Here is a 24,002-nt window from a genome sequence, read left to right as displayed (position 1 = left end):
TTATGAATAGTTCTCTTGCATTATCTTCTGCAACATTTATTTATGCGCTGGCCTCGGTTTTTTATATCGGGTCTTTTACCTTTAAAAAGCAAGTTCTTTCAAAACTTGGGTTTATTGTCCTGGTAATCGGGTTTTTGGCAAATACCGCCGGTATTATTTTACGGTGGATCGAGTCTTATCAGATGGGGTACGGTCATGCGCCCTTTGCCAATATGTATGAATCCCTGGTGTTTTTTTCCTGGACGGTTGCCATCCTTTATATTTTTGTTGAATTAAAATACAAAGAACGCATTATCGGCGTGTTTGCATCTCCTCTGGTATTTCTTGCCATTGCCTATGCATCCCTTTCTCCTGATATCAGCAGTAAGATTTCCCCCTTAATCCCGGCACTGAAAAGTAATTGGCTCATCGCCCATGTTATTACCTGTTTTTTAGGTTATTCAGGTTTTGCCGTAGCTTTCGGGTTCAGTATCATGTATTTTGTCAAACCAAAAAATCCTGATGCCAAATCCATATTTGCAAAGCTTCCTTCATGGGAACTCATTGATGAATTGACGTATCAGATGGTGGTTTTCGGATTTCTTTTTCTTACCATCGGCATTATTACCGGTGCTGTCTGGGCCAATTCAGCATGGGGTAAGTACTGGGGCTGGGACCCCAAAGAAACCTGGTCTCTTATTACCTGGTTTGTTTATGCTATTTTCATGCATTTAAGAATGATGAAAGGCTGGTATGGCAGAAAGCTTGCCTGGGTTTCCATTATCGGTTTCATAGCTGTTTTGTTTACTTATTTCGGAGTAAATTATTTGCTTAGCGGTCTTCATAGTTACGCTTAACCATCCTTGATCATTGCCGGTGTTGTCTTAATTTGTCTTGACAAGAAAACAAGATATTAATATAGATTAACGCAAATTATGGACGTGATTGCAAAACAGTTTAAGATAACTGTCTGCAAAGGAAATAGTCCGGGTTAAAGCTTTGATAGATTGTGGCCCGGATAAAATGGTTAACGTATCATCAACATTTTAAATTGATGGAGTTTTCATGAGTGAAATAGAAAACAAAACTGAAAATGGTTCTATGGAGAGTGCGGGGGAATGCACTGCCGGAGATGCAAAAGATGATAAAGGATTAGGACTTGGCATCATCTTTTTTATTGTTGCATTTGTTGTATGCTTTTTATCCGGTACTCTGTTGTTTCCCAAATTGCTCTATTCAAAAAAAGAGCAACCTTTTAATTTTGATCACGCGCTTCATGTTGGTGAGGCCGGTGATTGTGATGCATGCCATTCTTTTAGGGAAGACGGCAGTTTTACCGGTATCCCCAAGCTCGCTGCCTGCCTGGATTGTCATTCTGAAGAGCCTTTGGGTGAAACAGAAGATGAGGCTCTGTTCGTAGAAGAGTATGTGGCAAATGAGAAAGAAATACCCTGGTATGTTTATTCGCGACAACCGGATTGTGTCTTTTTCTCCCATGGGGCACACACCCAGGCTGCCGGTATGGATTGCGTAGCATGTCATGGCCCGATTGGAGAATCAACATCTTCAAGACCCTATGAAGAGAACAGGATTACCGGCTACAGTCGTGATATCTGGGGTAAAAGCATCTGGGGAATTAAAAAACATTCCTGGGATCGTATGAAGATGGATGACTGCGCAGAGTGTCACAAAGAGGAAACAGGCCATCAGGGTTATTGTTTCCAGTGCCACAAGTAAAAACACCTGAAAAACAAGAATTCAAAACTTTATAGAGGAATAATTTATGAAAGTTGACAGAAGAAGCTTCTTGGGATTGGGACTTGGCGCAGTTGCGGGTATTGCAGTTTCCCCTGTGGGGATTAAACTTACAGATGATTCTTCCATCTGGACCCAGAACTGGCCATGGACTCCTGTCCCTGTTGACGGAGAAGTAAAATATGAAAGTTCGGTTTGCAGCCTCTGTCCCGGAAGCTGTGGTATAAATGTCAGGAAAATAGACGACAGGCCCGTTAAAATTGAAGGTCTTGCAGAACATCCTATAAATGCCGGCGGTGCCTGTCTTCATGGAATTGCCGGTCTTCAGTATTTGTATGATCCTTCAAGAGTTAAAACTCCATTAAAAAAGAATGGTGATAACTTCGAAGAAATATCCTGGGATGATGCTATTGCACTTGTCGCTGAAAAACTTTCTGCTATACGGAAAAGCGGATCACCTGAAAAACTTGCCTGCATCGCAGATAAGGGTCAGGGATCGGTTTGCGGCTTGTTTAAACGCTTGCTCAAAACATTTGGTTCTCCCAATTTTTATACCATGCCAAGCCTTGAATCCTATCTTGAAATGACGGCAGCAACAGTACATGGTAAAGGGAATACAATTGGATTCGATCTTGAAAATGCAAGTTTTGTTTTAAGCTTTGGTGCAGGGATCATCGAAGGTTGGGGGTCTCCTGTTAATTGCTTTAAGGCAAATGCATCCAGAAAAGAAAGGCATGCAAAACTCTATCAAATTGAGCCTCGGTTATCCAATACTGCTGCAAATGCTGATAAATGGATACCCATAAAACCTGGAACCGAATCGGATCTGGCCCTTGGAATGTGCGCGGTTATTTTGAAAAACAACTTGTTTGACAGTGCAGCTGCCGCTAATTTTAAAGGTGGATTGAATAAATTGGCCGCATTGCTCCAAAAGGATTATACTCCTGCAAAAACATCTGAAATTACCGGGGTAAAAGTCTCTGATATTGAAAAAATCGCCACTTTGTTTGCCAAATCAAAGATGCCGGTTGCAGTTTTTGGCAAAGGTCGTGGCAATGGTTCCCAAAGCCTGAAAGAACTTGTTGCTGTTCATACCTTGAACTGTCTGGTGGGCAATATCAATAAAAAGGGTGGTGTTTTTGTCCAGCCCCAAAATGAGTATCTTAAGTTTCCGAATAAATTAATGGATGGCGTTGCAGATACCGGAGTTGCAAAAAATAGAGCAGGACAAGATATCAACCAGCTTTTTGAAACAATAACCAAATCTTCAAAACCTGCTGTTGAGGCTCTTTTTGTCTACAATGCAAATCCGTGTTACGAGTTGCATGATTCCAAGCGTATCAAGCAGGCCTTTGAAAAAATTCCTTTTGTTGTGAGCTTTTCTTCGTTCCTTGATGAAACAGCAAAACAAGCGGATATTATTCTGCCAAGCCATACGTTCATAGAACGACTTGAAGACGTTCCTTCAGGTGGCGGGCTTTCAAAGAAGGTTGTAGGGCTGACCAAGCCTGTGAGCAAACCGGTATTTAACACTAAAAATACCGGGGATACCCTCATCTTGATTGCAAAAGCCCTGGAAGGCAATATTGCCCGGAGCTTTGACTGGGAATCCTATGAACAGTGTCTGGAAAGTGTTACTCCTGGCATCTGGGATGCCTTGTCAGAAGACGGTTATGCTGTTTTGTCCGAAGGCGTTCCAACCCGTTTAGTATCTGTTAATGTCTCTTTTATTGCCGATAACCCTGCAAAGGTTCAGGCCCAGGGAGATTATGAGCTTACATTGATCCCCATTGACAACATAAGACTGATCAGTTCAGGAACTGCTGCATCTCCTTTTGCCGTTAAGACGGTTTCAGATAAGGTTTTAAAAGGCATGGACAGTTTTGTAGAGATTAATCCTTTAACTGCCAGGGGTCTTGGTCTTAAAGATAATGGTTATGCTACATTGACAACACCCATGGGTTCAGCCCGTGTGATGGTAAATTTTAACGAAGGAATGATGCCGGGTGTGATCGGAATGGTTAAAGGCCTTGGTCATAACTTTGATAATAAGTATGTGTCAAACAAAGGTATCAATGTAAATGACTTAATCGGCCCGGTAATTGAATCTGGTTCAGGACTGGATGCTGCCTTTGGAATTAAAGCAAAAATTTCCAAGGCCTAAATTAAGGATAAATTGCTAAAGAGGTTCTTAATGAAACAAGAAAATAACAAAGCACATAAGTTCGGAATGGTTATTGATCTGGACAAATGCACCGGATGCGGGTCGTGCATGGTTTCGTGCATGTCTGAGAACAATGTTCCGTTTAAGGAGGATGAATCCAATAAAAAGGATAGCATCACCTGGATGCGTGTTTATAAATTAACCAATGGTAAATCCTTTCCTGATACTGAAATTGCATATGTACCAAGGCCTTGTCAGCACTGCGGAGGAAAAGGTGATCATGGTCACTCTCCTTGTGTTTCCGTTTGCCCTGCCACTGCAACCGACTATGGCTATGATACGGGAATTGTCAGCCAGATTTATACACGCTGTTTTGGATGTCGATATTGCATGGGAGCATGCCCCTATCATGCAAGGTATTTTAACTGGTGGGACCCCAAATGGCCCGAAGGCATGGAAAAATACCTGAGTCCCAATGTATCTCCGAGGATGAGAGGGGTCGTGGAAAAATGCAGCTTCTGTTATCACAGATACCAGGCTGCAAGGGATACTGCATACGTTGAAGGCCGTGATGATATTGAGGAACACGAATATCAGACTGCCTGCACCACAGCTTGTCCGGCAGGTGCAATTGTATTCGGGGATCTTAATAATCCCGATCATCAGGTCCATAAGATTGTCAAACCTGATCCCCACCCTGATCCAAGAAACAAACATGTGGTCGGAAAATCAAGAAATCCTAAAGTATTCAGGCTTCTTGAACGACTTGGAACCAATCCAAAAGTTTATTATCTTTCCGAACGCGAATGGGTTAGAAAAGCAGGTGATAATTACCTGGATGGCGAGTGGGATAAATTTAAGAATCATCATGGGTCTTCATCCCATGATTAAGATATCCGAAATCTTATTTAGGAGTGAATAAATATGGATTCTGCATTAATACCTGAAGGTGCAAAACGGTGTTCATTTCCAAAATTCACCATTGGAATTGCAATCGTTGGTGCCGTACTTCTTTGGGGCGTTTATGCCATGTTCCTTTGCTGGTTTAAAGGCCTGAACCAGACCAATATGAATGATTATTACGGATTTGCCCTTTGGATCTGGGCTGATCTTGCCGTCATTGCAGTTGGGGGGGGCGCATTTTTTACAGGGCTGTTGCGATATATTTTTAAAATTGATGAGCTGAAAAATATCATAAATTTTGCCGTTATCATCGGTTTTATCTGTTATAGTTCGGCATTGCTGATTCTTGCCATTGATATTGGACAGCCGCTTCGGGGCTGGTTTATTTTCTGGCATGCCAATGTTCATTCAATGTTGACAGAGGTGGCATTTTGCCTGTCTTGTTATTTTGCGGTATTGACTATTGAGTTTATCCCCAATATTCTTGAAAACCGTCAGGCCAACAAGGTGCCGTTTTTTCATCACCTTGCACATAATATGCATGGTGTGATGGCTATTTTTGCCGCAACCGGTGCTTTTCTTTCTTTTTTTCATCAAGGATCTCTTGGCGGGGTTGCAGGCGTAATGTATGGCCGTCCTTTTGCCGTCAGGGAAGGTCTGTTGATCTGGCCCTGGACTTTCTTTTTGTTTACATGGTCTGCGGCTGCATTCGGTCCTTGCTTTACCCTTCTGGTGACAAAAATAACTGAAGTTATTACCGGAAAAAAACTGGTTAAAGATAATGTTGTGAATCTTCTGGCCAAAATATCCGGTTGGATGATAACCACCTATATCGTTGCCAAAATTATTGATACCATTTACTGGGCAAGCGTAACAGTCCCAAGTCTTGGATTTAAGCTAAGTCATTTTTATACTGACAACAGTTTTTATGGATACTGGATACTGCTGACTGAAATTGTATTATGCGGCATTGTTCCGGGTTTGATTCTTATCAAAAAATCAACACGTGAAAATCCGGCTTTGAGACTTATTGCAATTACTCTTGGTGTTATCGGGGTTTGTCTGAACAGATGGGTCATGGTTCTTCAAATCATGGCGGTTCCGGTAATGAGTTTTGATACCTGGGCACTTTATATTCCAAGCTGGCAGGAAGTTGCAACTACTGTTCTGCCCGTGGCCTATGGAATTATCCTGATTGCGATTACATATCGTTACCTTCCTGTTTTCCCCCAGGAGCAGGAACTTAATTCAAATCCAGTGGCAGAGACGGAATAACCTTTTTTGCATAAAGGAGAAAGATTATGTTTCCATTTTGTTTTGAATGGGCATGGGATATCGGGCACGGAATCTTCTTTGGTGGATTCTGGTATGCCATTGGTATTCTGGGTGCCGGCATGACATTCTGTGTTTTAAAAGCAGTTTATGACACCCTGAATGATAGTGGAGATTCCCATCATTAGGCAGAGTTAATCAATTTCATATAGTTTTAAATTTGAATAAAGCGCATTCACGGGTTTCTATAAACGATCCTGGAATGCGCTTTGATTTTTTTATCAATCACTCAACTTCCGGGAATATTTCTTTTTGGATAAATTGAATTTTGATTCCATTATTTGAAGCAATTTATTCAGCATTGTTTGTTATTGATTAGGCTTAATCAAGAAAAATATCTGAGTGCCTCATAACATTATAACATTAGATGGGTATGTGTAAGAAACTTGTTAAACGCGGAGTCTTCCGAAAATTGGCAGCTAAAAAAAGGACGGTGGACTTTATTCTGGACAACGGCCTTAAAATCAAGCCTAATCAATCATTTGCTATTAATGAATTAGGCTGGTGGAAATAAGGTCAAATGACAAAATGAAGAAGGCATTGGTTTGGTATTTATCAATTGATAAAAGTGATATGGGACTGTGTATGGACACATACGAAAGATTCTGTGATCTGGAGGGGAGGTCACTGTTGAGACTTCCCCTCAGATCCAATATTCATTTTTCAGCTTGATGGTTTTGGAGGTTAAAGAGCCGTTTCCGGGTGAAATACGTTGACATCTTTCAAGTCATCTCCCAGATATTCCCGCTCATTTGGCCCTAATATTCCCAATGACAGGCAAATCAAAGTCCATAGATGAACTACAGGGTAATTCCCACCATAATGCTCGCTCAGTTCATGGATCTGGGCATGACAATTATGGCAGCCTGCAATGCAATAATCGGCCCCTGTAGCCTTGATCTGATTGTCTTTTAATCTTCCGTATTCGAGGCGCTCCTCTTTAAAACCTGATTGGAGAAAACCGCCGCCGCCACCGCAACAATAGTTATTAGATTTGTTTGGCTGCATATCTACAAAATTTTCTTCTCCAACAACAGATTTGACAACAAAACGCAAATCATCGGCAATGGGATCACCATAGCTTTTTCTGACAATTTGACATGGATCCTGTACTGTAAATTTTATTTTAAGATCTTTATTCCAGTCGGAATTGACCTTTAGTTTTCCTTCACGGATCCATTTTGCATAATATTCATATATGTTTTTAATTTCAAAGTTATGCTCAAGGTTGTATTTTTTCACTCCGGCCCGGACTGAAAATGTTACGTGACCTCATTCGGTATTGAGAAAGGTCTTACACCCAAGCTTGTTGGCCTGATCCACTGTTGTTCCGGTTACCTTTTTCCATGCATCGTCATCCGCTAGGAACATGCAATAGTTTTCACCTGCCCATCCTCGACTGCCATAGGTCCAGTCAACGCCAGCCAAGTGAAGAATTTTCCATTGGGGTATCATTTCGTCAGGTTCCGTCACAGGTTCCCTGGAATTCTGGTTCAGAAAAAATTCAGCACCTTCTTTATCAATAGGGGCCTGCATATCTGCGAATTCAGGCTGAGCCTCCTGGTATTCTTCCAATACATCACCGACGACAAATTCAAAATCCTCCGGAGAGGCTCCCATGGCACTTGTACTTTCATTTCTCAGGGCCATGTCACAGGACCCAAGGATACCTGTAGGTCTTTCTTCTCTGGGGCGAAGTGCTCTGGCATTAAAGACCAATTGGGGGATATCGATCTGCATGGGACATACATAAATGCAACGCTGGCACATGGTACACATCCAGGGCCAGTCAGATTTGGCGATTTCATCATCCATACCTAACGCAGCCATTCGAAGAAATTTTCTGGGATCCATATTATCAAGTCCTGTGGCAGGACACCCTGAGGCGCAAGCACCGCAAGTTAAACAAGCACTTAAATTGCCGCCTTCAGGCAGCAATTCTTTGACTTTGTTCAAAAAAATATTTTTTCGGTTTTTATTTCCAAGCCTAATGACAGCTTCTGCCATTGATCATTCCTTTCAATTTTTAATGGTAATCGTGGGTACCTACAACAACACCAATTCCGGTTTTCTTTTCTATGATGTCTGCCAGGTCCTTTGCACCGGTATAGGGACATCCCGGAACGGCATTGGCCAGGCAGGAACTCAAATATATTTTATCAGGTTTGATTTCAGACAATTTCATTGCCATGCCAATACTGGGAACAACGGTTCGTCCGGGGCATTCACATTTGACAAAACCAACAACCTGGGATGGATTTTCGAATGTGCCATCGCCCTGTGCGGCTGCCTTCAAGCAACGCCATTCGCCCGGGCAGCCATATCCCTGGTCCATATATGAACCGCATCCGACAACCACTACTTTTTCCATTTTTCAACCTCTCCTTGATTTAGAGTCATCTTAAAACTTAAATCCCAGTTTTGTATAGATAGCATAATGCATGCCAAAAAACATACTTGTTAATATTTTCTGAAAAATCTATAAATTTAGCTGGTTATGATTTGGAAAAGTGCCTATTTGTTTTGAGTGGTTGCGATTATGCGACCATTTATCCATTAATAGTATTAAATCTGCGACGTATTGTTAAGTTCTACGCTAAATTTACTTGATGAAGGCTTAAATTCTCAAAAAGCCAAAGGCAAACGTTTGAAGTCTTGCTTGAAAACATTAACCTCTCTGTCCTCTCTATGAGGCCTGCACAGATTCATCCAGCACGTCACGAATTTTCTGGGCAAAATCCCTCATTACAATCGGTTTCATCAACAAACCTTTAATGCCCAAAGACGCTGCTTTTTCTTCAGATATTCTTTCACTGAATCCTGTGCAAAGCAATATGGAAATATCAGGGCGTATTCTGACCATCTCAGCAGATAATTTATCTCCCGGCATATTTGGCATTGCCATATCTGTAATCACCAAGTCAAATTTATCGGGGTTGGTGTGGAAAACGTCAAGAGCTTCAATGCTGTCGGTACATGAAGTAATTTGATACCCCAAACGCTCCAGCATCCTTTTTTCCATTAAAATGATTGCATTTTCATCATCCACAAGCAAAAGTCTTTCCGTGCCCCCCTGAATTATTTTTTTTGTTAGAGAATCCTGTTCTTCAGAAGAACTCCTCGCTACAGGGAAATAGACATTGAATTCACTGCCTTTGCCAGGCTCACTATATACCCGGATAGTTCCACCCATTCTATTCACAATACCATGCACCACTGAAAGTCCCATGCCCGTGCCTTTTTCTTTTGTGGTAAAAAATGGGTCAAAGATTTTTTCAGTTATATTTTTATCCATACCTATACCGGTATCAGCCACAGTCAAACAAGCATATGTTCCTGGCAGCATATCGGGGATTATTACGTTATTCCTGCTCAATTCAACTTCTTTGAGACTCACTGTCAATTCACCGCCAATATCTTGCATGGAATGATAAGCATTGGTTGTAAGATTCATCATAATTTGATGAATTTGTGTGGGATCAGCTTTGACTAAACCACAATCGGTTTCAATGTTTTGTTTTATTTCAATTGTTGTAGGAATTGTAGATCTGATAAGTTTTAATACTTCTTTAATAATAGGCTGAGTCTTTGTCAGTATTAATTCAATGCTTTCTTGACGTGAAAAAGTAAGAATTTGTTTAACAAGGTCCCTGGCCCTAAGGGCTCCGATATAAATTTCATTCAGATCATCCCGCCATAAGCTGCTTTCAGGGACATCCTCCAAAAGCATTTCCGTATGGCCTACAATGGGAAAAAGTATGTTGTTGAAATCATGGGCTATACCACCTGCAAGGGTGCCAATGGATTCCATTCGTTGTGCTTGTTGCAGTTGGGCTTCAAGCATTTTACGCTCTTTTGTCTGTTTGTCTTTTTGTAACTTTGCATTGAGAAGGGGTGCAAGATGCCCGGCGATTGACTCCATTAGCTGGACATCGCTATTGTCATAGTCTGTTTTCTTATTTCCGACCATTATATTGCCTATAACATTTCCTCTGTGGATAATGGGAACATTCAGGATTCTTGTTATTTGAATATGACCTTCCGGCACCCGGAAGGGTTCGTTGGAATACAAGGTTTCCTTCTCGCTAAGAGCCTTGCCACTGATGCTGGTCCATGACGCATGGGGCCATATGATATTTTTATCCGACATCTCGCACTCTTTTTTAACTTCTCTTGTAACAGAAGAGCAGGTGTATGAACCATCTTCGTCGGTGTACCCGTAGATACAGATACCATATTTGCTTTTTAAGGCTTTTAAAACAACCTGCAGAACATTTTCAAATAATTTGTCATCAGACGCAGTAATAAATACTTGAGATATCTGATTTTTGATCGCCAGCTTATTCTCAGATTGCCTCAAAGCTTCCTCAACATGCTTTCTTTCCTCAATTTCTTTTTGCAGTTGAACATTGGATTTTGAAAGCTCAGCCGTCCGTTCCAACACACGCCTTTCCAGCTCATCCTTGATTTGCTCAAGTTCCTGGTTAGCCTTTTTAAGATCATGGCTTTTTTGAATGGCAACTTCATATGTAGAAAGCAGAAGGTCTATCATCTGCACTCGTTCGGAAGATATGAAATATTTTTTATCTCTGAAAAATATTTCAATTCCCATCTGCGAGAAGGCACTGTCTCTCATTTCCTTGTTTATGAGGATGTACTTGATTCGCGACAGCAAAAATTGTTCATCAAAAGGCTTGACAATAAAGTTGGTGGCTCCGCAAACCAGTCCGTTAATAACGTTTTCCGGTTCGGAAAGGCTTGTCAAAAGAATTATCGGGATATCCTTTAACTTATCGTTTTTCTTGATCTCGTCACAGAGTTCATAGCCGTTCATCTTGGGCATAACAATGTCGGATATGATTATGGTGGGGATAATATCTTTTAACATGACAAGCGCCTGTTCGCCATCTTTAGCCATTGAGACCTTGTAGCCGTTCTGCTCCAGAAAATATTGAATTTTCAGAGCCTGAGTGGGGCTGTCTTCCACAATTAATAAATGGACATCATCCTTCATGATTCATTCCTTTGATTGTTTTATTAAATGATCATTTTATTAATATTTAATATCAATTGTTATTGAACAATTGATATCAGTTTATCAGCAATACTTTCCGGGGAAAGTTCATACATGACCGCATCAAGTTTTATCGCCTCTCCGGCCATACCGTGAACCAACGAACTTTTTTTGTCCTGTGCAATTGTAACAGCTCCTTTGTCTCTCATGAGTTTTAATTCATCAGCCCCATCTTTACCCATGCCCGTAAGCAAGACACCGGATGCTTCGGCACCATACACTTTTGCCATGCTCCTGAAGAGAAATGATATGGCGGGTCTGGAGCTGTTTTCCGGCTCAGCTTTGCTCAAGATGATTTGGCTTGAGTTGTTGACTCCCATGTGATAATCGTCCGGTGCAAAATAGACATGACCCGGGAGAAATATCTCCCCGTGAGCTGCCAGTTGAATTGTACATTCAGTGGTTTGGCCGAGCCACTTTATTAAGCCGTCTATAAAGCCGCTTGAAATATGCTGAACAATCAATATGGGAACGGGAAAATTTTTGGGTATTTTTAAAAGAATTTCCTGTAAAACAAGAGGTCCACCCGCAGATGCTCCTATTGCGATCACACTGATTCTGCCTGACTTTGCTATCTGTTTGGCCACCGGTTTGACCACGGGTCTTGCCACAGGAGGTCTCGTCTCCGGCATTTTTGCAGATTCCCGTATTGATCTGCTGCGTTTGATCACTTTTACTTCCGACATTAATTTTATATTTTGAAGCAGGTCTTCAGAATCACGTTTATAGTCGGGATGATCCATCCCCCATGGTTTGTTTAAAAGGGTTACAGCACCGGCTTCCATGGCTCGGAATACTATGGCAGTATCTTTAATATCATGGATTGAACTCATAATAATGATGGGCACGGGATTGTTTTCCATAATGATGCGGGTTGCCTCAAATCCGTTCATTTTAGGCATGTTGATGTCCATCAGAATCACGTCAGGCTGCTTTTTTTTCGATAATTCAATTGCTTGTTTACCGTTTTGCGCAATTCCCACAATCATAATTCCATCGTCCGAATCAAGAAGATGTTTTAGATATTCCATGGTTGTATGTGAATCATCGACTATCAGGACTTTAATCATAATAATTTCCTACCTGCTAAATATATTTTTTGACCACTTCCAATAGATTGCTTTGGTCAAAGCTGCTCTTGACAATGTATGCATTTGCGCCAACGTCAATTCCGCGTTCTCGGTCTTCTCGGGAGTGGAGTGCGGTTACAAGTATCACCGGCAGATCACCAAGTTTTTTATCCTCACGGATTTTTCCGGTAAGCACAAACCCGTTCATTCTGGGCATATCAACATCTGATACCAATAAATTGTATTCCCCTTCTTTGAGTTCTGTTAACGCCTCTAAGCCGTCAACCACGGTTTTTACCTGATATCCGGCTGACTCCAGAATGGTTTTCAAAAGCATGCGCGATGTAATGGAGTCCTCAGCAACCAAAACGGATATCTTTTCTGATTCTTGTTCTTCCATGCGAACTGGGACTCCTGCGGACATGGGGCTTATGTGTACTGCTGATTTCATAAGATCCATGACGTTCAAAATAGGTACCACTTTTCTGTTTCCAAGGACCGTTGCACCATATATGTTTCTGACTCGGGAGAGCTGTTTGCCAAGGCTTTTAAACAGGATTTCTTCTTCATCCAATACCTTGTCAAGGCTGAAGGCAATCCTTTTTTCCCCGGTTCCAAGGACCAGAGCAGGGTATATTTCCGACGCGGGGACTCTTTCTTTGTGATGGATTTCCAGTACGTCATCAAGCCGCACCAGTGGCACGGTCTTGCCGTTTAAGAGAATGGTTTCCTTGTTTTCAACGGTTTTAATGTCATTTGGCTTGACTCTAACCACCCGGTCAACATTCACCGTTGGTATGATAAATTGCTGTTCCCCAGCCGACACAAGTATGCCCCTGAAGGTGGCAAGTGTTATGGGAATAAGTGCCCGGAATTTAGTTCCTTTACCAGGGGTGCTTTCAACAGAAACCTCGCCGCCAAGTCTTTCGATTTTTTCGCGTACGATGGCCATACCCAGTCCTCTTCCGGATATGTCGGTTATGATCAAGCTTGTTGTTACCTCTGATTGAAAAATAAGATCAAGAGCCTCTTTTTCGGAAAGCCCACTTGCTTCCTGTCCTGATATGACTTTTTTCTTTATGGCTGCTTCTTTTACTTTTTTTATGTCAATTCCCTCTCCATCATCGGATATAATAATTTCAATCTTGTCACTGTTTGTCTGGCTGATTATGACATTAACCGTTCCGGTTTCCGGTTTTTTGTTTTTCTTTCTTATTTCTGATTTTTCAATTCCATGGTCCACGCAGTTGCGAAGTAAATGTATCAGCGGGTCTTTCATTTCTTCCAGAATTTTTCTGTTTATTTCAACATCTCCGCCCTCCATTGATACCTTGACTTTCTTGTTTTGATCGCGTGCAAGGTCACGCACTATTTTGGGGATCATTTCCAGAAAAAAAGAAAAGGGCAGCATCAGCACGTCCTTCATGTCTTCAAGCAGCCTGTCCACCAGTTCGCCGACCAGCCTCTTATCCTGATGCGCTGATTTAAAAAGAGCAAGGAGCCTGTCTTCAAACAATCTTGACTGGTTTTGATTTGATTCAACCAAATCTATCAACTTAGATATGGATACCAGGGCTGTCTTTTTCTGACAGTCAGGTTCTGTTTCTTTGTTAATAATTTGTGACAAAGTATGTGTGGCCGTTGTTATCTGTGCCCAGTCCTTTTTCCACAACTCCAGCATTTCAATAAGATCCTGAAGCTCGTTTTTGTGTCTGTTTGCCAAAAGTTTGGCTTGGAGTATCTCTTCTGCTTGCAGCATGAGCGAATCCAGTTTGTTTATGGAGACCCTTATGGTTTGTGTTTGAGGATCAGCCTCTTTGAAAGCTTCCTGTCCTTGCTTCTGAGGGTCGGCAGGTTCTGGCTGTGGTGCAATTTCTTTTTGTGTTTTTTTTATTGCCATGGCCGGAAGAAGCTTATCAACTGGCTTGGGTTCTTTTTCAACAGGTTTGGTTTCGTTCACGCTTTTGCCTGAACTCAGCTCTTTGATTTGTTTTATGATTTTGGAAATCTGATTTTCATGAACATTTGTATGTTCACTTCCGGGATTAGCAGTTAAGTCCGCTAATGTGTCAGTTGCATCATAAAGCACATTTGTCATTTCAAACGAAATTTTAATCTCATTTCGTTTTAATGCTGAAAATATGTCCTCAAGTACCCCTGAAATTTTTTCTATGGCAGGCAGGTCTGCAGAGCGGGCTGCACCCTTCAGGCTATGGGTTTGCCGGAATATGGATTCAATCACTTCATCGTATTTGTCACCTGCAGGTTTTTTCTCCAGTTTGACCAGGTCGGAGTTGATTATTTTCAGGCGGTCTTCAGCCTCAGCCTTAAAGGCGGCCCGGAGTTTTTTCAGCAGATCTTTGTTTGTTAAGCCCATGAGACTCCCTTTTCTTATGCTTCAAACTTATACCATTCCATTTTCTGCTTGAGTTTTTGGCCCAGCTCGTCCAGGTTCCGGGCCGCGATTTCCAGTTGCTTGGTGCCGGATGCGTTTTGGGCGCTGGCTTCTTTGATGTTCATCATTGCCATTCCCACCTGGTCCATTCCAACCAACTGCTGCTGGCTTGACGCTGCAATCTGGATCGCTGTATGGGCAGCTGTGGTAATGCTGCCTGTCAAGGTTGAGATTGCATCCCCTGATTTCCTGGCTTGTTTTATTCCTTCTTCAACAGTCTTGCTTCCCTCTTCAGTCACCAGGACTGCTTTGCCGGTGGCTTTTTGTACCTCGTTGAGTATTGTCCTCACCCTTTTGGTGGCCTGTTTGGATTGTTTTGCAAGGCTCTTGATTTCCTGGGCTACCACGGAAAAACCCTTGCCCATCTCACCTGCTTTAACTGCCTCAATAGAGGAGTTAACCGCGAGCAGGTTTGTCTGCTCTGCAATGTCATCCACCGTGGCAATGATTTCTCCGATGGCCTGGTTCTGTTCGCTCAGCGTTACAATTGATTCGGCAATAGATCCTATATGGGTTTTTATCCGGCTCATTCCATCAATGGTTTCATCTGTGGCCTGCTTGCCTGTAATTGATATTTGCTGGGCCTGTTGAGCATTTTCGGAAACGGTTTTTGATTTTTTATTGGCAAGGTCCGCAGTCTGTTTTATTTCCTCCATTGTGGTGGTGGTCTCATTTGCTGACGTAGCAGTCTCCGAGACACTGGTGGCAAGCTCGGTAACTGTGGCGGCGATTTCAGAAGTTGAAGAGGAAATAACATTAATCGCCTCTTTTAATGAAACAGACTGTTCCTGAAGTCTTTTGGTCATGGCTGCCAGGGCATTTCCCAGCACGTCCTTTGTTGATCTGGGTTTTACTTTAATATTTAAATCTCCTTTGGATATTTTTTCAGCCAATTGTGTCTTCTCCTGCAAGCTTTCTTTCAGGTTTCTGAAAATATCTGCCAGTTGGCCGATTTCATCGTTTTGCACAATTTCTACTTCATAAATAAAATCACCGTCAGATATTTTTCTTGCAATCTCTGTGATCCTGGAAATAGGAATAGTAATGGCCCTGATGATGATAAACGAGAGGATTATTCCCAAAACAATAGCGGCAATTATGCCGCTGAGCATCCTGTTTTTTGCCGAAGCCATCTCGTTGAGCATCTTGTTTTTCTGGTCTGCCTCCACTTCCTTACAAATGTAATTAAATGAATTTGCTACATGCATCATTTTTTCTAAATTTACCTTGAATCCATCACTTAGTTCCTTGTAATTGAAAAAAGCCTTTTGGTACTCCTTAGCTTTAATAATAATTTGTTCAGCCATTTTTTGAGTTTCTTCTTTATCTAAACGGCGTTTAAGATCTGTTGCATGGTCGATGATATTTTTTATATTTTTGATTAATTGTTGAGAAGACTTTTCATCATTGCGCAAGATAAAGTTTTTTTCATTCCGCCTGCATTCATGAATCCAGTTGATAATCAGGTTTGCATCGTCAGACTTTGTCAATATGTCGTTTTGCTCAGCCTTGCTTGCATTTTTTTCGCGTAACCGGGAGTATTCTTTTTTCTGGTACTGTTTTAAATCATCAGCTATTTTTTCCAGGTCACGGGCTGCTTGAACCATGTCGGCATCCAGTGTTTTCTGTTGTGCTTCAATATCCAAATATTTATGAAAAGCATCGTCATAATTATCTGTAATGGCTAATACTTCGGACATATGAGTTTTATTTACATCCTGTTTGAATTTTTCCCTGGTCTTTTTGGCCTGCTTTTTCATTCCATCCAGGTTGGCAAGTACCTCATCGGCATACTGCCGATCATGTGTCAGAGCATAATTCTTACCTGATCTGTTTATCCCGAGCGCGTATTTGACCAGACGGTTAACGCTTTCAACCTTGTCAACCCGGTCCTCCATTGCGAGCAAGCCTTTGTGGCCGAAATACATCACCGCCATCGCCAGAAGCAAAATAACGATAAAACCAAATCCTATTTTTATGCCGATCCTCATATTTTTGAACATTTGCCTCTCTCCTTTACTTATGTATCAACTTCTTCGTGAACGATTATTTTTGAGTCAGATAGAATCATTGCCGCCTCAAGCACAACGATTCTATCCTCTAAAATACCTTTGAGATATTCTTCACGAACTCCGGTTAAAGTGGGCAGCGATGGCTGGATTTCACTTGTCATGATGGACCTTACATCTGTAATGCTGTCCACTACTATACCGAATTCGTTCAGCTCTGAACTGATGATGATGACTTTATTGAAGTCGGCAATTCCCTTATCCGGCAAGTCAAAGAATTTTTTGAGATCAATAATTGAGATAATCCTTCCGCGAACGTTGATAATGCCCAGAACAAAGTTTGGTGTGCATGGTATGGCTGTGAATTCCTTTAATGGATAGACTTCACTGATGTATTTGGATTCAATGGCATAATTTTCATAGGCCAGGACAAACTCCACTATTTCAATTTGAGCCTTTTTCCCCTCGATTTTCCCGGTTTCCCTGGAAAGCAGTTGAGCCCTTTGTTTAAGGATTTTAATTTTTTTGTCCGGGTCTGCTGGGAAACCTTTTCCAATAGCAGTATTTGATTCGTCCAAATGCCGATGAATCCGGTCCCAGTCTATTTTTTTTGACATTAAATCATTATTGCTCATTTGCGGCCTCCTGGCCGGATGTTAATTTTATGATTTCCATGAGACGACCGGCGGTTATTCCGTCCGACTCCGGCACAATATCGTCTGTTTGCATCCCGCTCAAAATGGAGATGGCATTATCAAAATTTTTTTTTGATTCTTTCAGCTTGCCCAGCCGGCAGTTGATATTTCCGAGAGAAAAATAGGCAAGCACAAAGTTATAGTCGAGATAAAGCACGTTCTTTAGTGCTGATGCCGCCTCTTCCATTCGGCCCATCTCGGCCATGATGGTTGATAATAAATAATGGAAGGACGGGTTGAGCTTGTCTGTGACAATCGCCTTTTCACACCATTGTGCCGCTTTGGCCAGGTCTCCTTTGTTGGCGTATGTTTGAGCCAGCAAGGTCATGGCATCGGCGTTGAATTGGTCGTTTGATAATAGTTCACGGAGTAATTCAGCGGCCTTGGTGTATTCACCTTTCTTAAATAATTGCAGAGCCTGTTTGCTGGAACTTTTGTCCGGTTCTGTTGATTTGGGAGATTCCGGGGATATTTTCAGCGGTTGGGGCATGATTTCATCGGTTATATCGGTCTTTTCCAAAAAAATAAGTTCTTGCTGAAAATAATTTTGATAATCAAGCTGGTTTTTCGGCTGGTTTTCCGGTATTGGGAATACCGGATTTTCTTTGAAATCTTGTTTAAAAGAAGTTTGACTGCTGCCTTTTTGGTAGAAAATAGCCCCATCGCAGTACACGGTATTAAATTTTGAATGAAATTGGTTGGGCATTTCTCCCGGACTTACCACAAACCATCCTCCCTTTGAGTTAGATCGGTATATGCGGCTGATAACCTTTTTGACATATTCAGGTGGAAAATACATAAGTACGTTTCGGCAAAAGATTAAATCCATGGCGTTGGTATTATTTGTTATCGAGGGATAACAATTATCCATAAGATTAAGGTATGAAAATTTGACCATCTTTTTGATCAGCGGATCAAGCCTGTAATGTCCGTTTTTTGTTTTTGTGAAGTATGTGTCCTTGAACCGCTCAGAAGTTCCCCGGAATGACCATTTGGTATAAATTCCGCCTAAAGCCTTTTTTAAAAATTGAGGATTAATATCAGTCGCACAAATGGTGATATTCCAATCGCTTAAATCCGGGATCATTTTTGAAAGCAATATGGCCAGAGAATATGGTTCCTCACCTGTGGAGCAGGCCGCGCTCCACAGCCGCAGACACTTGCCGGTCTTTTGGCGTGCTTGCATCAATTTTGGAAGGATGTGTGTTTCAAGAGCATTGAAAACGTTTTTGTCCCGGAAAAAATAGGTTTCCCCAATGGTGAGATGGATTGCCAGGGACTCAATCCGGCTTTTTGTGAGCGACGAGGATAAAAGCCATTGGATAAACGATTCCGGGTCTTTGTGATCAAACTCTTGGCAGGCTGATACGATACCCCGTCTAAGATCCGGCCAACGTTCTTTTGGAAAATAAAGTCCCATATTAGCGGATAAAAATTTGCTGATCAAGCTCAGTGATGATTCTGAAATTGCCGTTTCATTTTCACTATATAAAGGTTTATTGATATAGTGCATCATCCAATGCTTTTTCTTCATCAAGAGATAGAAAATTATTGAGATCGTGAATGAAGATCATGCCATCTTTGAATTTGACTATACCTTCTATATATCCCATTCCGGCTATATATCCCATGCCGGGAATAATTTTTTCAGTTTTGGTGACCTCCTGCTCTGAACACTCAATGACTCCGTTTACGTTGTCTGTCAAAAGAATGACCGTCCGTCTTATTGTGTGGGCAATAATCAACTGATCGGTCAAGTCAATTTCTTTATCAGGAATTCCAAAGCGTTTTCTTATATTAAAAACTGGAAGAACCCGGCCCTGAACATTCACCACTCCGAGAACAATATCCGGTGCATTGGGCAATCGAGTTATCTCAACAGAGTGTACAACCCTGTCAACAGCATCAAGATGCAACGCATATCTCTGACCGGAGAGTGAAAATCCCAATAGTCGAACAAGACTGCTCATAATGTTTATCCTTGCAGCAGAGCTTGTCTTTGTCTGCCTGATTATTAAACCATGAAATTACTAGAATATTTTTAATATTCCAGTTAATTTAAAAATAAATCCTTTTACTATATATTATAGGACAATACAATCCGAATTTAAGAAATAAAATCCCGCTTTTTTGGTTGTTTTTTAGTCCGTTTGTATGTTTTACCCCTTTTGGAAGTGGTTTTTACCCTTGACAGAAAAACAAATTTAATGGATGAATAGGGCGTAAAATCAAAGAACAGGAAGTTTAAGTTAAGGAAAAAAAATGGATATTCAAGCAATAGCCACGCAATGTAAAGATGCTGCTATTTTGATGTCGGCACTTTCAACCGATATCAAAGATAAGGCACTGAAAAATATTATTAAGGCCTTGGAAACTAATATGGATCTTATTATTGATGCCAATAAAAACGATCTGGAACAGGCCCGAAAAGATAATCTGGACGCTCCTTTATTAAAACGGTTGAAATTTGATCAACCAAAAATATCCGAAGCCTGTGACGGGATTGCCAGTCTGATAAAACTGGAAGACCCGGTGGGAAAGACATTGTCCGCAACTGAGCTTGACAAAGGTTTGACCCTTTTTAAGGTTAGCAGGCCCATTGGCGTGATAGGGGTTATTTTTGAATCCCGCCCGGATGCCCTGGTGCAGATTGCCGCGCTTTGTTTGAAAAGCGGGAATGCTGTTTTGCTCAAAGGGGGCAGTGAGGCTTCGGCTACCAATCAAATCCTGGCGTCCGTCATTTCCAAGGCCGGTTTGGATACAGGGTTGCCTGAAGGGTGGCTGGGGCTGCTGGAAACCCGAAGCGATGTGGATCAGATGCTGAAGCTTGAAAAATATGTTGATCTGATTATCCCAAGAGGCAGTAATGAATTTGTGCGTTATATAATGGATAATACCGTAATTCCGGTTCTGGGACATGCAGACGGGATTTGTCACCTTTATATTGATCGGCTTGCCGATCCCAAAATGGCGGTTGACCTCTCCGTGGACAGCAAATGCCAGTATGTGGCGGTGTGTAATGCAACAGAAACCATCCTGGTCCATGAAGCTTTGGCCAAAGATATTCTTCCTGTGTTAAAAAAAGAACTGGAAGCAAAGGGCGTTAAAATTTACGGGTGTGAAAAGACCGGTGCCATCATTGATGTTGAAGCCGCCACCGAGAAAGACTGGCAGACCGAATACCTTGATTTGATTGTCTCCATTAAGGTTGTGCCGTCTTTGAAAGAGGCTGTGGCGCATATTAACCGGTATGGATCGGGCCACACAGATGTGATAGTGACCTCAGACAAGAAACGATCCTTGTATTTTATGGATCATACAGATACGGCAGATGCTTTCTGGAACTGTAGCAGCAGGTTCAGTGACGGGTTCCGGTTCGGCCTGGGTGCTGAAGTGGGCATCAGCACCAATAAAATTCATGCGCGGGGACCTGTGGGGCTTGAAGGGCTGATGATTTACCAGTGGCGAATGATAGGTGACGGGCATATGGTAAAAGATTATACCGGAGAGGCCGCAAAACCGTTCACCCATAAATCCTTGAATAAAGATTTTTAGTTAGAGAAAACCATGCCAAAACAACGATTGATTACTGCCAGACGGGTAGTTGTAAAATTGGGCAGTAATGTTATCACTGCTAAAAACAGTTTGAATCTGGAGGTGATTGAATCCATCTCAAGGCAGATCAGCAGCCTTATGGACAGGGGGATTGAGGTGATCCTGGTTTCATCAGGTGCCATGGCGGCCGGACTTCGAAAAATGCAAATGACGCGCCGTCCGGATGAGATCCCCAAACGCCAGGCCATTGCAGCCATAGGCCAGAGCGGACTGATGAATGCCTATGAAAAAAGTTTTTCCGAATGTGATAAAAAAGTGGCTCAGATTCTGTTGACTGCGGAAGACCTGAACAACCGGAAACGGTATCTGAATGCAAGAAATACATTGCATACACTCATGGAGTGGAAGGTTGTGCCTGTTATCAATGAGAATGACACCATCATGGTTGAAGAGATTAAACTTGGGGATAATGACAATCTTGCCGCCATGATCACCTTGTTAATGGATGCGGATTTTTTGTTCATTTTAACCGATATTGATGGATTGTACGATAAAGATCCAAGACAATTTTCCGATGCAAAGCTGATCCCAAAGGTTACCACATTTGAAAAAGAGATTGAAGAATATGCAAGCCATATTCCCGGAACATTGGGCACCGGGGGAATGCTCAGTAAAATACAGGCCGCCCGGAAAGTCACTTCCTCGGGAATTCCCATGATAGTGGCCAGGGGTAATTCCCAAAACGTACTATTGCGTTTGTTTGATGGGGAGGAACACGGCACATATTTTGTTCCCAGAAAAGAGAAAATGGCCAGCAGGAAATGCTGGATTGCCTATGCCCTTGTCCCCAAAGGCAGTCTTGTTATTGATCAAGGCGCGGTAAGTGCGGTACGAAAAAATGGAAAAAGCCTATTGCCCATAGGGGTTTTATCTGTGGAAGGGGAGTTTGAGCAGGGGGCCGCGGTTTTTTTTAAAACTTCTGACAATGAAATCATTGGTACGGGCCTGGTCAACTACCGGTCGTTTGATATCAATTTGATAAAAGGATTAAAATCTTCCCAGATAGAAGCCTGTCTTGGCGGCAAACATTATGATGAAATTATTCATCGGGACAATCTGGTACTCAAGAAGGATTGCGGATGATTGGCATATATGAAATTTTCTAAACTTAGAAAGATTTCTAAATTTTTTTAGAAATCTTTATACTAATTGTTTTATACACAAACAGGTGTTACATCAAGGTGTTTGTAATCTGCTGATATTATAAATAAAATTATTATTTTGTAGACTGGCATGGTTTCTGCTTTCCATGATTCCAATAATTAATAATTTAATTTTGGATCAAATGGCAAAACAAGATAAAAAATCACCTCAAATAATGTTTATTGATAATGATGAACATGTTCGGGATTCCTTAAAAGTTTTTTTTGATAGCACCCAGATGGATTTTTTGATATTTAAAACAGCAGCACAAGGGTTGAATTCTCTCAAATATCAGAAGATTGACATAGTGATTTCAGATTATTTTTTACCTGATATGAATGGCGTTGACTTTTTAAATCAGGTGGCTATGGATAATCCTGATATTATAAGAATTTTAATGACAACGATTGTTAATGATGATTTAAAACTTGACGTACTTAAGGCGGGAATAGATTTTTTCATTGAAAAGCCGCTGACCGTAGCATCTTTGGATACAATTATTAACGAATTAAAAAGCTAATGTTGGTTTAACAAAAAGTTCGGAGATTAAAATGGAAGAAAGCAAATCTTTTGACTGGACAACAAATTTAAAGGAAGTGCCTGTCCGGGAATGGAAAGACCGGTTTGCCTGGGTGGAAGAACCCTATGTCAGTCCTGATGGGGAGACCATTGCCGGCATTGTGAATGTCGAGGAAGGCGTGTTCTCAGTGTGTGAAAACGGTGAGCTATGGGCTGGCGAATATGAAAAGGCCTGGTGTTTAAGGCCTTTGCCGGATGGCAGATTTGCTGCATTGGTCAGCAATGATGAGGAATGGACATTGAGTATCAGCGGCAAAGACTGGGAGAGCCGGTTTGATTTTATTTGGGATTTTCAGGCAACTCCCGATGGTTCGAGCGTAAGTATCGCAGTCCAGAAGGATTCGGAATATGCAATGGCGGTCAATGATGAATCCTGGGACCGGATGTATGATAACATCAATGAAATGGTATTAAGTGACACCGGCAGTACTGCTGCTGTCGTGCAGGTGTCCCCAATGTCTGCTGCGGATATCGAAACATTTAAACAAGGTGTTTTTTCCTGTGCAGTTAATGGAAAGGCAATCGAGAAAAACTTTTTAAATATATGGGATATAAGTTTTGATTCAACCGGCAAAAACGTTGCCTATGGTGCGAGGTTAAACCGGAGTGACTATACTATTGCCGTCAACGATACGGCCTGGGATAAAAAGTTTCAATCTGTATGGAAACCTGTGTTTTTACCCGATGAATCTTCAGTCATCGCACCGGTTAAGACTGGTGGTAAATGGACGCTTTACAAAGACTGTCAACCGTTTTGGAAAAACAGCTATGACCAGCTCTGGAAACTTTTGGTTTCTCCAAAAACAGGTAATATTGCCGCCATTGTATCCAAAGAGTTCGGTAAATGGACGGTTGCACAAAATGACAATGCCTGGAATATGTCTGCGGATCAGATGATTTCTGATCTTGTGTATTCAAAAGACGGATCAACCCTGGTGGCGGTACTCAAGGACAAAGGGGCCTGGACTTTAGCGGTGAATCAAAAAAAATGGGATCTTGCAGCCGACAAGGTGTTTGATCCGTGTATAAGTTCTGATGGCAGTATTGTATCGGTTGTAATTGAAAAACAGGGACAATATTTTCTGGTGGTAAATAATCATGTGATCCCAAATGGTTATGATTTTATGACCACCCCTGTGATCAGTCCTGACAATACAAAAATTATGCAACGGGCAGTGAAAGACGGTGTATATCAACGACAGATCCTGTCACTGAACAAAATTTTATAA

At 41.7% G+C, this 24,002-nt stretch carries 19 protein-coding genes; 10 read left to right on the top strand and 9 right to left on the bottom strand.

From position 1 onward, the window contains the following. Positions 1-2 precede the first annotated feature (2 nt). The 6 genes from ccsB to BLT94_RS21975 all read left to right on the top strand — a co-directional run bounded on the left by ccsB (position 3) and on the right by BLT94_RS21975 (position 6,261). A complete protein-coding gene (gene ccsB / locus BLT94_RS09465; RefSeq protein ID WP_014957384.1) occupies positions 3-836 on the top strand; it encodes a c-type cytochrome biogenesis protein CcsB in 834 nt (277 codons plus the stop codon). A gap of 208 nt (positions 837-1,044) precedes the next feature. Beyond that, positions 1,045-1,716: a menaquinone reductase multiheme cytochrome c subunit QrcA gene (qrcA, locus tag BLT94_RS09460; protein WP_092233245.1), complete on the top strand. Its 672-nt coding sequence runs from the start codon at positions 1,045-1,047 to the stop codon at positions 1,714-1,716. Between the two features lie 46 nt (positions 1,717-1,762). Continuing rightward, a complete protein-coding gene (gene qrcB, locus BLT94_RS09455; RefSeq protein ID WP_092233242.1) occupies positions 1,763-3,898 on the top strand; it encodes a menaquinone reductase molybdopterin-binding-like subunit QrcB in 2,136 nt (711 codons plus the stop codon). Positions 3,899-3,928: 30 nt separating this feature from the next. Continuing rightward, entirely contained in the window at positions 3,929-4,789 is an 861-nt protein-coding gene (qrcC, locus tag BLT94_RS09450) for a menaquinone reductase iron-sulfur cluster-binding subunit QrcC (RefSeq protein WP_014957387.1), read from the top strand. Positions 4,790-4,822: 33 nt separating this feature from the next. Next, positions 4,823-6,076, top strand: a complete 1,254-nt coding sequence (qrcD, locus tag BLT94_RS09445) for a menaquinone reductase integral membrane subunit QrcD (protein WP_014957388.1) — start codon at positions 4,823-4,825, stop codon at positions 6,074-6,076. A 26-nt stretch (positions 6,077-6,102) separates the two neighbouring features. Then, positions 6,103-6,261, top strand: coding sequence for a hypothetical protein (locus BLT94_RS21975; RefSeq protein ID WP_173391123.1), 159 nt, complete (start codon positions 6,103-6,105; stop codon positions 6,259-6,261). A 556-nt stretch (positions 6,262-6,817) separates the two neighbouring features. On the opposite strand, the gene BLT94_RS09440 is transcribed toward BLT94_RS21975, so the two are convergent. The 9 genes from BLT94_RS09440 to BLT94_RS09400 form a co-directional block, all read right to left on the bottom strand. Further along, a complete protein-coding gene (locus tag BLT94_RS09440; protein WP_092233239.1) occupies positions 6,818-8,140 on the bottom strand; it encodes a (Fe-S)-binding protein in 1,323 nt (440 codons plus the stop codon). 19 nt (positions 8,141-8,159) lie between these two features. After that, entirely contained in the window at positions 8,160-8,504 is a 345-nt protein-coding gene (locus BLT94_RS09435; protein ID WP_092233236.1) for a CGGC domain-containing protein, read from the bottom strand. A 315-nt stretch (positions 8,505-8,819) separates the two neighbouring features. Continuing rightward, positions 8,820-11,147 carry a response regulator gene (locus BLT94_RS09430; RefSeq protein ID WP_092233232.1) on the bottom strand — a complete coding sequence of 776 codons (2,328 nt, stop codon included), beginning with the start codon at positions 11,145-11,147 and terminating at the stop codon, positions 8,820-8,822. A 59-nt stretch (positions 11,148-11,206) separates the two neighbouring features. After that, positions 11,207-12,277: a chemotaxis-specific protein-glutamate methyltransferase CheB gene (gene cheB, locus BLT94_RS09425; RefSeq protein WP_092233229.1), complete on the bottom strand. Its 1,071-nt coding sequence runs from the start codon at positions 12,275-12,277 to the stop codon at positions 11,207-11,209. 16 nt (positions 12,278-12,293) lie between these two features. After that, entirely contained in the window at positions 12,294-14,654 is a 2,361-nt protein-coding gene (locus BLT94_RS09420; RefSeq protein WP_092233227.1) for a hybrid sensor histidine kinase/response regulator, read from the bottom strand. A gap of 14 nt (positions 14,655-14,668) precedes the next feature. Next, positions 14,669-16,735 (bottom strand): methyl-accepting chemotaxis protein, encoded by a 2,067-nt coding sequence (locus BLT94_RS09415; RefSeq protein ID WP_092233224.1) that lies wholly within the window; start codon positions 16,733-16,735, stop codon positions 14,669-14,671. A 17-nt stretch (positions 16,736-16,752) separates the two neighbouring features. Next, a complete protein-coding gene (locus BLT94_RS09410; protein ID WP_092233221.1) occupies positions 16,753-17,376 on the bottom strand; it encodes a chemotaxis protein CheW in 624 nt (207 codons plus the stop codon). Continuing rightward, complete coding sequence (locus BLT94_RS09405) at positions 17,366-18,952, bottom strand: CheR family methyltransferase (protein WP_175530311.1); 1,587 nt, start codon at positions 18,950-18,952, stop codon at positions 17,366-17,368. Before BLT94_RS09405 ends, BLT94_RS09410 begins: the two co-directional genes overlap by 11 nt. Next, entirely contained in the window at positions 18,933-19,406 is a 474-nt protein-coding gene (locus BLT94_RS09400) for a chemotaxis protein CheW (protein WP_092233216.1), read from the bottom strand. The genes BLT94_RS09405 and BLT94_RS09400 overlap by 20 nt, the downstream gene beginning before the upstream one ends. Before the next feature lie 292 nt (positions 19,407-19,698). Here BLT94_RS09400 and BLT94_RS09395 point away from each other — a divergent pair, with 292 nt between their 5' ends. The 4 genes from BLT94_RS09395 to tmcD all read left to right on the top strand — a co-directional run bounded on the left by BLT94_RS09395 (position 19,699) and on the right by tmcD (position 24,002). After that, the gene (locus BLT94_RS09395; RefSeq protein ID WP_092233213.1) at positions 19,699-20,991 is read left to right on the top strand and encodes a glutamate-5-semialdehyde dehydrogenase; all 1,293 of its coding nucleotides are present in this window, start codon (positions 19,699-19,701) and stop codon (positions 20,989-20,991) included. A 12-nt stretch (positions 20,992-21,003) separates the two neighbouring features. Further along, a complete protein-coding gene (proB, locus tag BLT94_RS09390) occupies positions 21,004-22,134 on the top strand; it encodes a glutamate 5-kinase (protein WP_092233210.1) in 1,131 nt (376 codons plus the stop codon). A 202-nt stretch (positions 22,135-22,336) separates the two neighbouring features. Next, positions 22,337-22,714 carry a response regulator gene (locus tag BLT94_RS09385; protein WP_158406096.1) on the top strand — a complete coding sequence of 126 codons (378 nt, stop codon included), beginning with the start codon at positions 22,337-22,339 and terminating at the stop codon, positions 22,712-22,714. Positions 22,715-22,745: 31 nt separating this feature from the next. Continuing rightward, positions 22,746-24,002 carry an electron transfer complex subunit TmcD gene (gene tmcD, locus BLT94_RS09380; protein ID WP_092233207.1) on the top strand — a complete coding sequence of 419 codons (1,257 nt, stop codon included), beginning with the start codon at positions 22,746-22,748 and terminating at the stop codon, positions 24,000-24,002.

This window comes from Desulfobacula phenolica (assembly GCF_900105645.1).
Taxonomy (GTDB): Bacteria; Desulfobacterota; Desulfobacteria; order Desulfobacterales; family Desulfobacteraceae; genus Desulfobacula; species Desulfobacula toluolica.
The sequence above is the reverse complement of the archived record's forward strand: the minus strand, read 5'-3'. Positions and strand labels throughout refer to the sequence as shown.

What these genes read in the sequence shown, in the direction of transcription:
- ccsB (WP_014957384.1), top strand. Translation starts at nt 3, where the DNA reads ATGAATAGTTCTCTTGCATTATCTTCTGCAACATTTATTTATGCGCTG.
- qrcA (WP_092233245.1), top strand. Translation starts at nt 1,045, where the DNA reads ATGAGTGAAATAGAAAACAAAACTGAAAATGGTTCTATGGAGAGTGCG.
- qrcB (WP_092233242.1), top strand. Translation starts at nt 1,763, where the DNA reads ATGAAAGTTGACAGAAGAAGCTTCTTGGGATTGGGACTTGGCGCAGTT.
- qrcC (WP_014957387.1), top strand. Translation starts at nt 3,929, where the DNA reads ATGAAACAAGAAAATAACAAAGCACATAAGTTCGGAATGGTTATTGAT.
- qrcD (WP_014957388.1), top strand. Translation starts at nt 4,823, where the DNA reads ATGGATTCTGCATTAATACCTGAAGGTGCAAAACGGTGTTCATTTCCA.
- BLT94_RS21975 (WP_173391123.1), top strand. Translation starts at nt 6,103, where the DNA reads ATGTTTCCATTTTGTTTTGAATGGGCATGGGATATCGGGCACGGAATC.
- BLT94_RS09435 (WP_092233236.1), bottom strand. Translation starts at nt 8,504, where the DNA reads ATGGAAAAAGTAGTGGTTGTCGGATGCGGTTCATATATGGACCAGGGA.
- BLT94_RS09430 (WP_092233232.1), bottom strand. Translation starts at nt 11,147, where the DNA reads ATGAAGGATGATGTCCATTTATTAATTGTGGAAGACAGCCCCACTCAG.
- cheB (WP_092233229.1), bottom strand. Translation starts at nt 12,277, where the DNA reads ATGATTAAAGTCCTGATAGTCGATGATTCACATACAACCATGGAATAT.
- BLT94_RS09420 (WP_092233227.1), bottom strand. Translation starts at nt 14,654, where the DNA reads ATGGGCTTAACAAACAAAGATCTGCTGAAAAAACTCCGGGCCGCCTTT.
- BLT94_RS09415 (WP_092233224.1), bottom strand. Translation starts at nt 16,735, where the DNA reads ATGTTCAAAAATATGAGGATCGGCATAAAAATAGGATTTGGTTTTATC.
- BLT94_RS09410 (WP_092233221.1), bottom strand. Translation starts at nt 17,376, where the DNA reads ATGAGCAATAATGATTTAATGTCAAAAAAAATAGACTGGGACCGGATT.
- BLT94_RS09405 (WP_175530311.1), bottom strand. Translation starts at nt 18,952, where the DNA reads ATGATGCACTATATCAATAAACCTTTATATAGTGAAAATGAAACGGCA.
- BLT94_RS09400 (WP_092233216.1), bottom strand. Translation starts at nt 19,406, where the DNA reads ATGAGCAGTCTTGTTCGACTATTGGGATTTTCACTCTCCGGTCAGAGA.
- BLT94_RS09395 (WP_092233213.1), top strand. Translation starts at nt 19,699, where the DNA reads ATGGATATTCAAGCAATAGCCACGCAATGTAAAGATGCTGCTATTTTG.
- proB (WP_092233210.1), top strand. Translation starts at nt 21,004, where the DNA reads ATGCCAAAACAACGATTGATTACTGCCAGACGGGTAGTTGTAAAATTG.
- BLT94_RS09385 (WP_158406096.1), top strand. Translation starts at nt 22,337, where the DNA reads ATGGCAAAACAAGATAAAAAATCACCTCAAATAATGTTTATTGATAAT.
- tmcD (WP_092233207.1), top strand. Translation starts at nt 22,746, where the DNA reads ATGGAAGAAAGCAAATCTTTTGACTGGACAACAAATTTAAAGGAAGTG.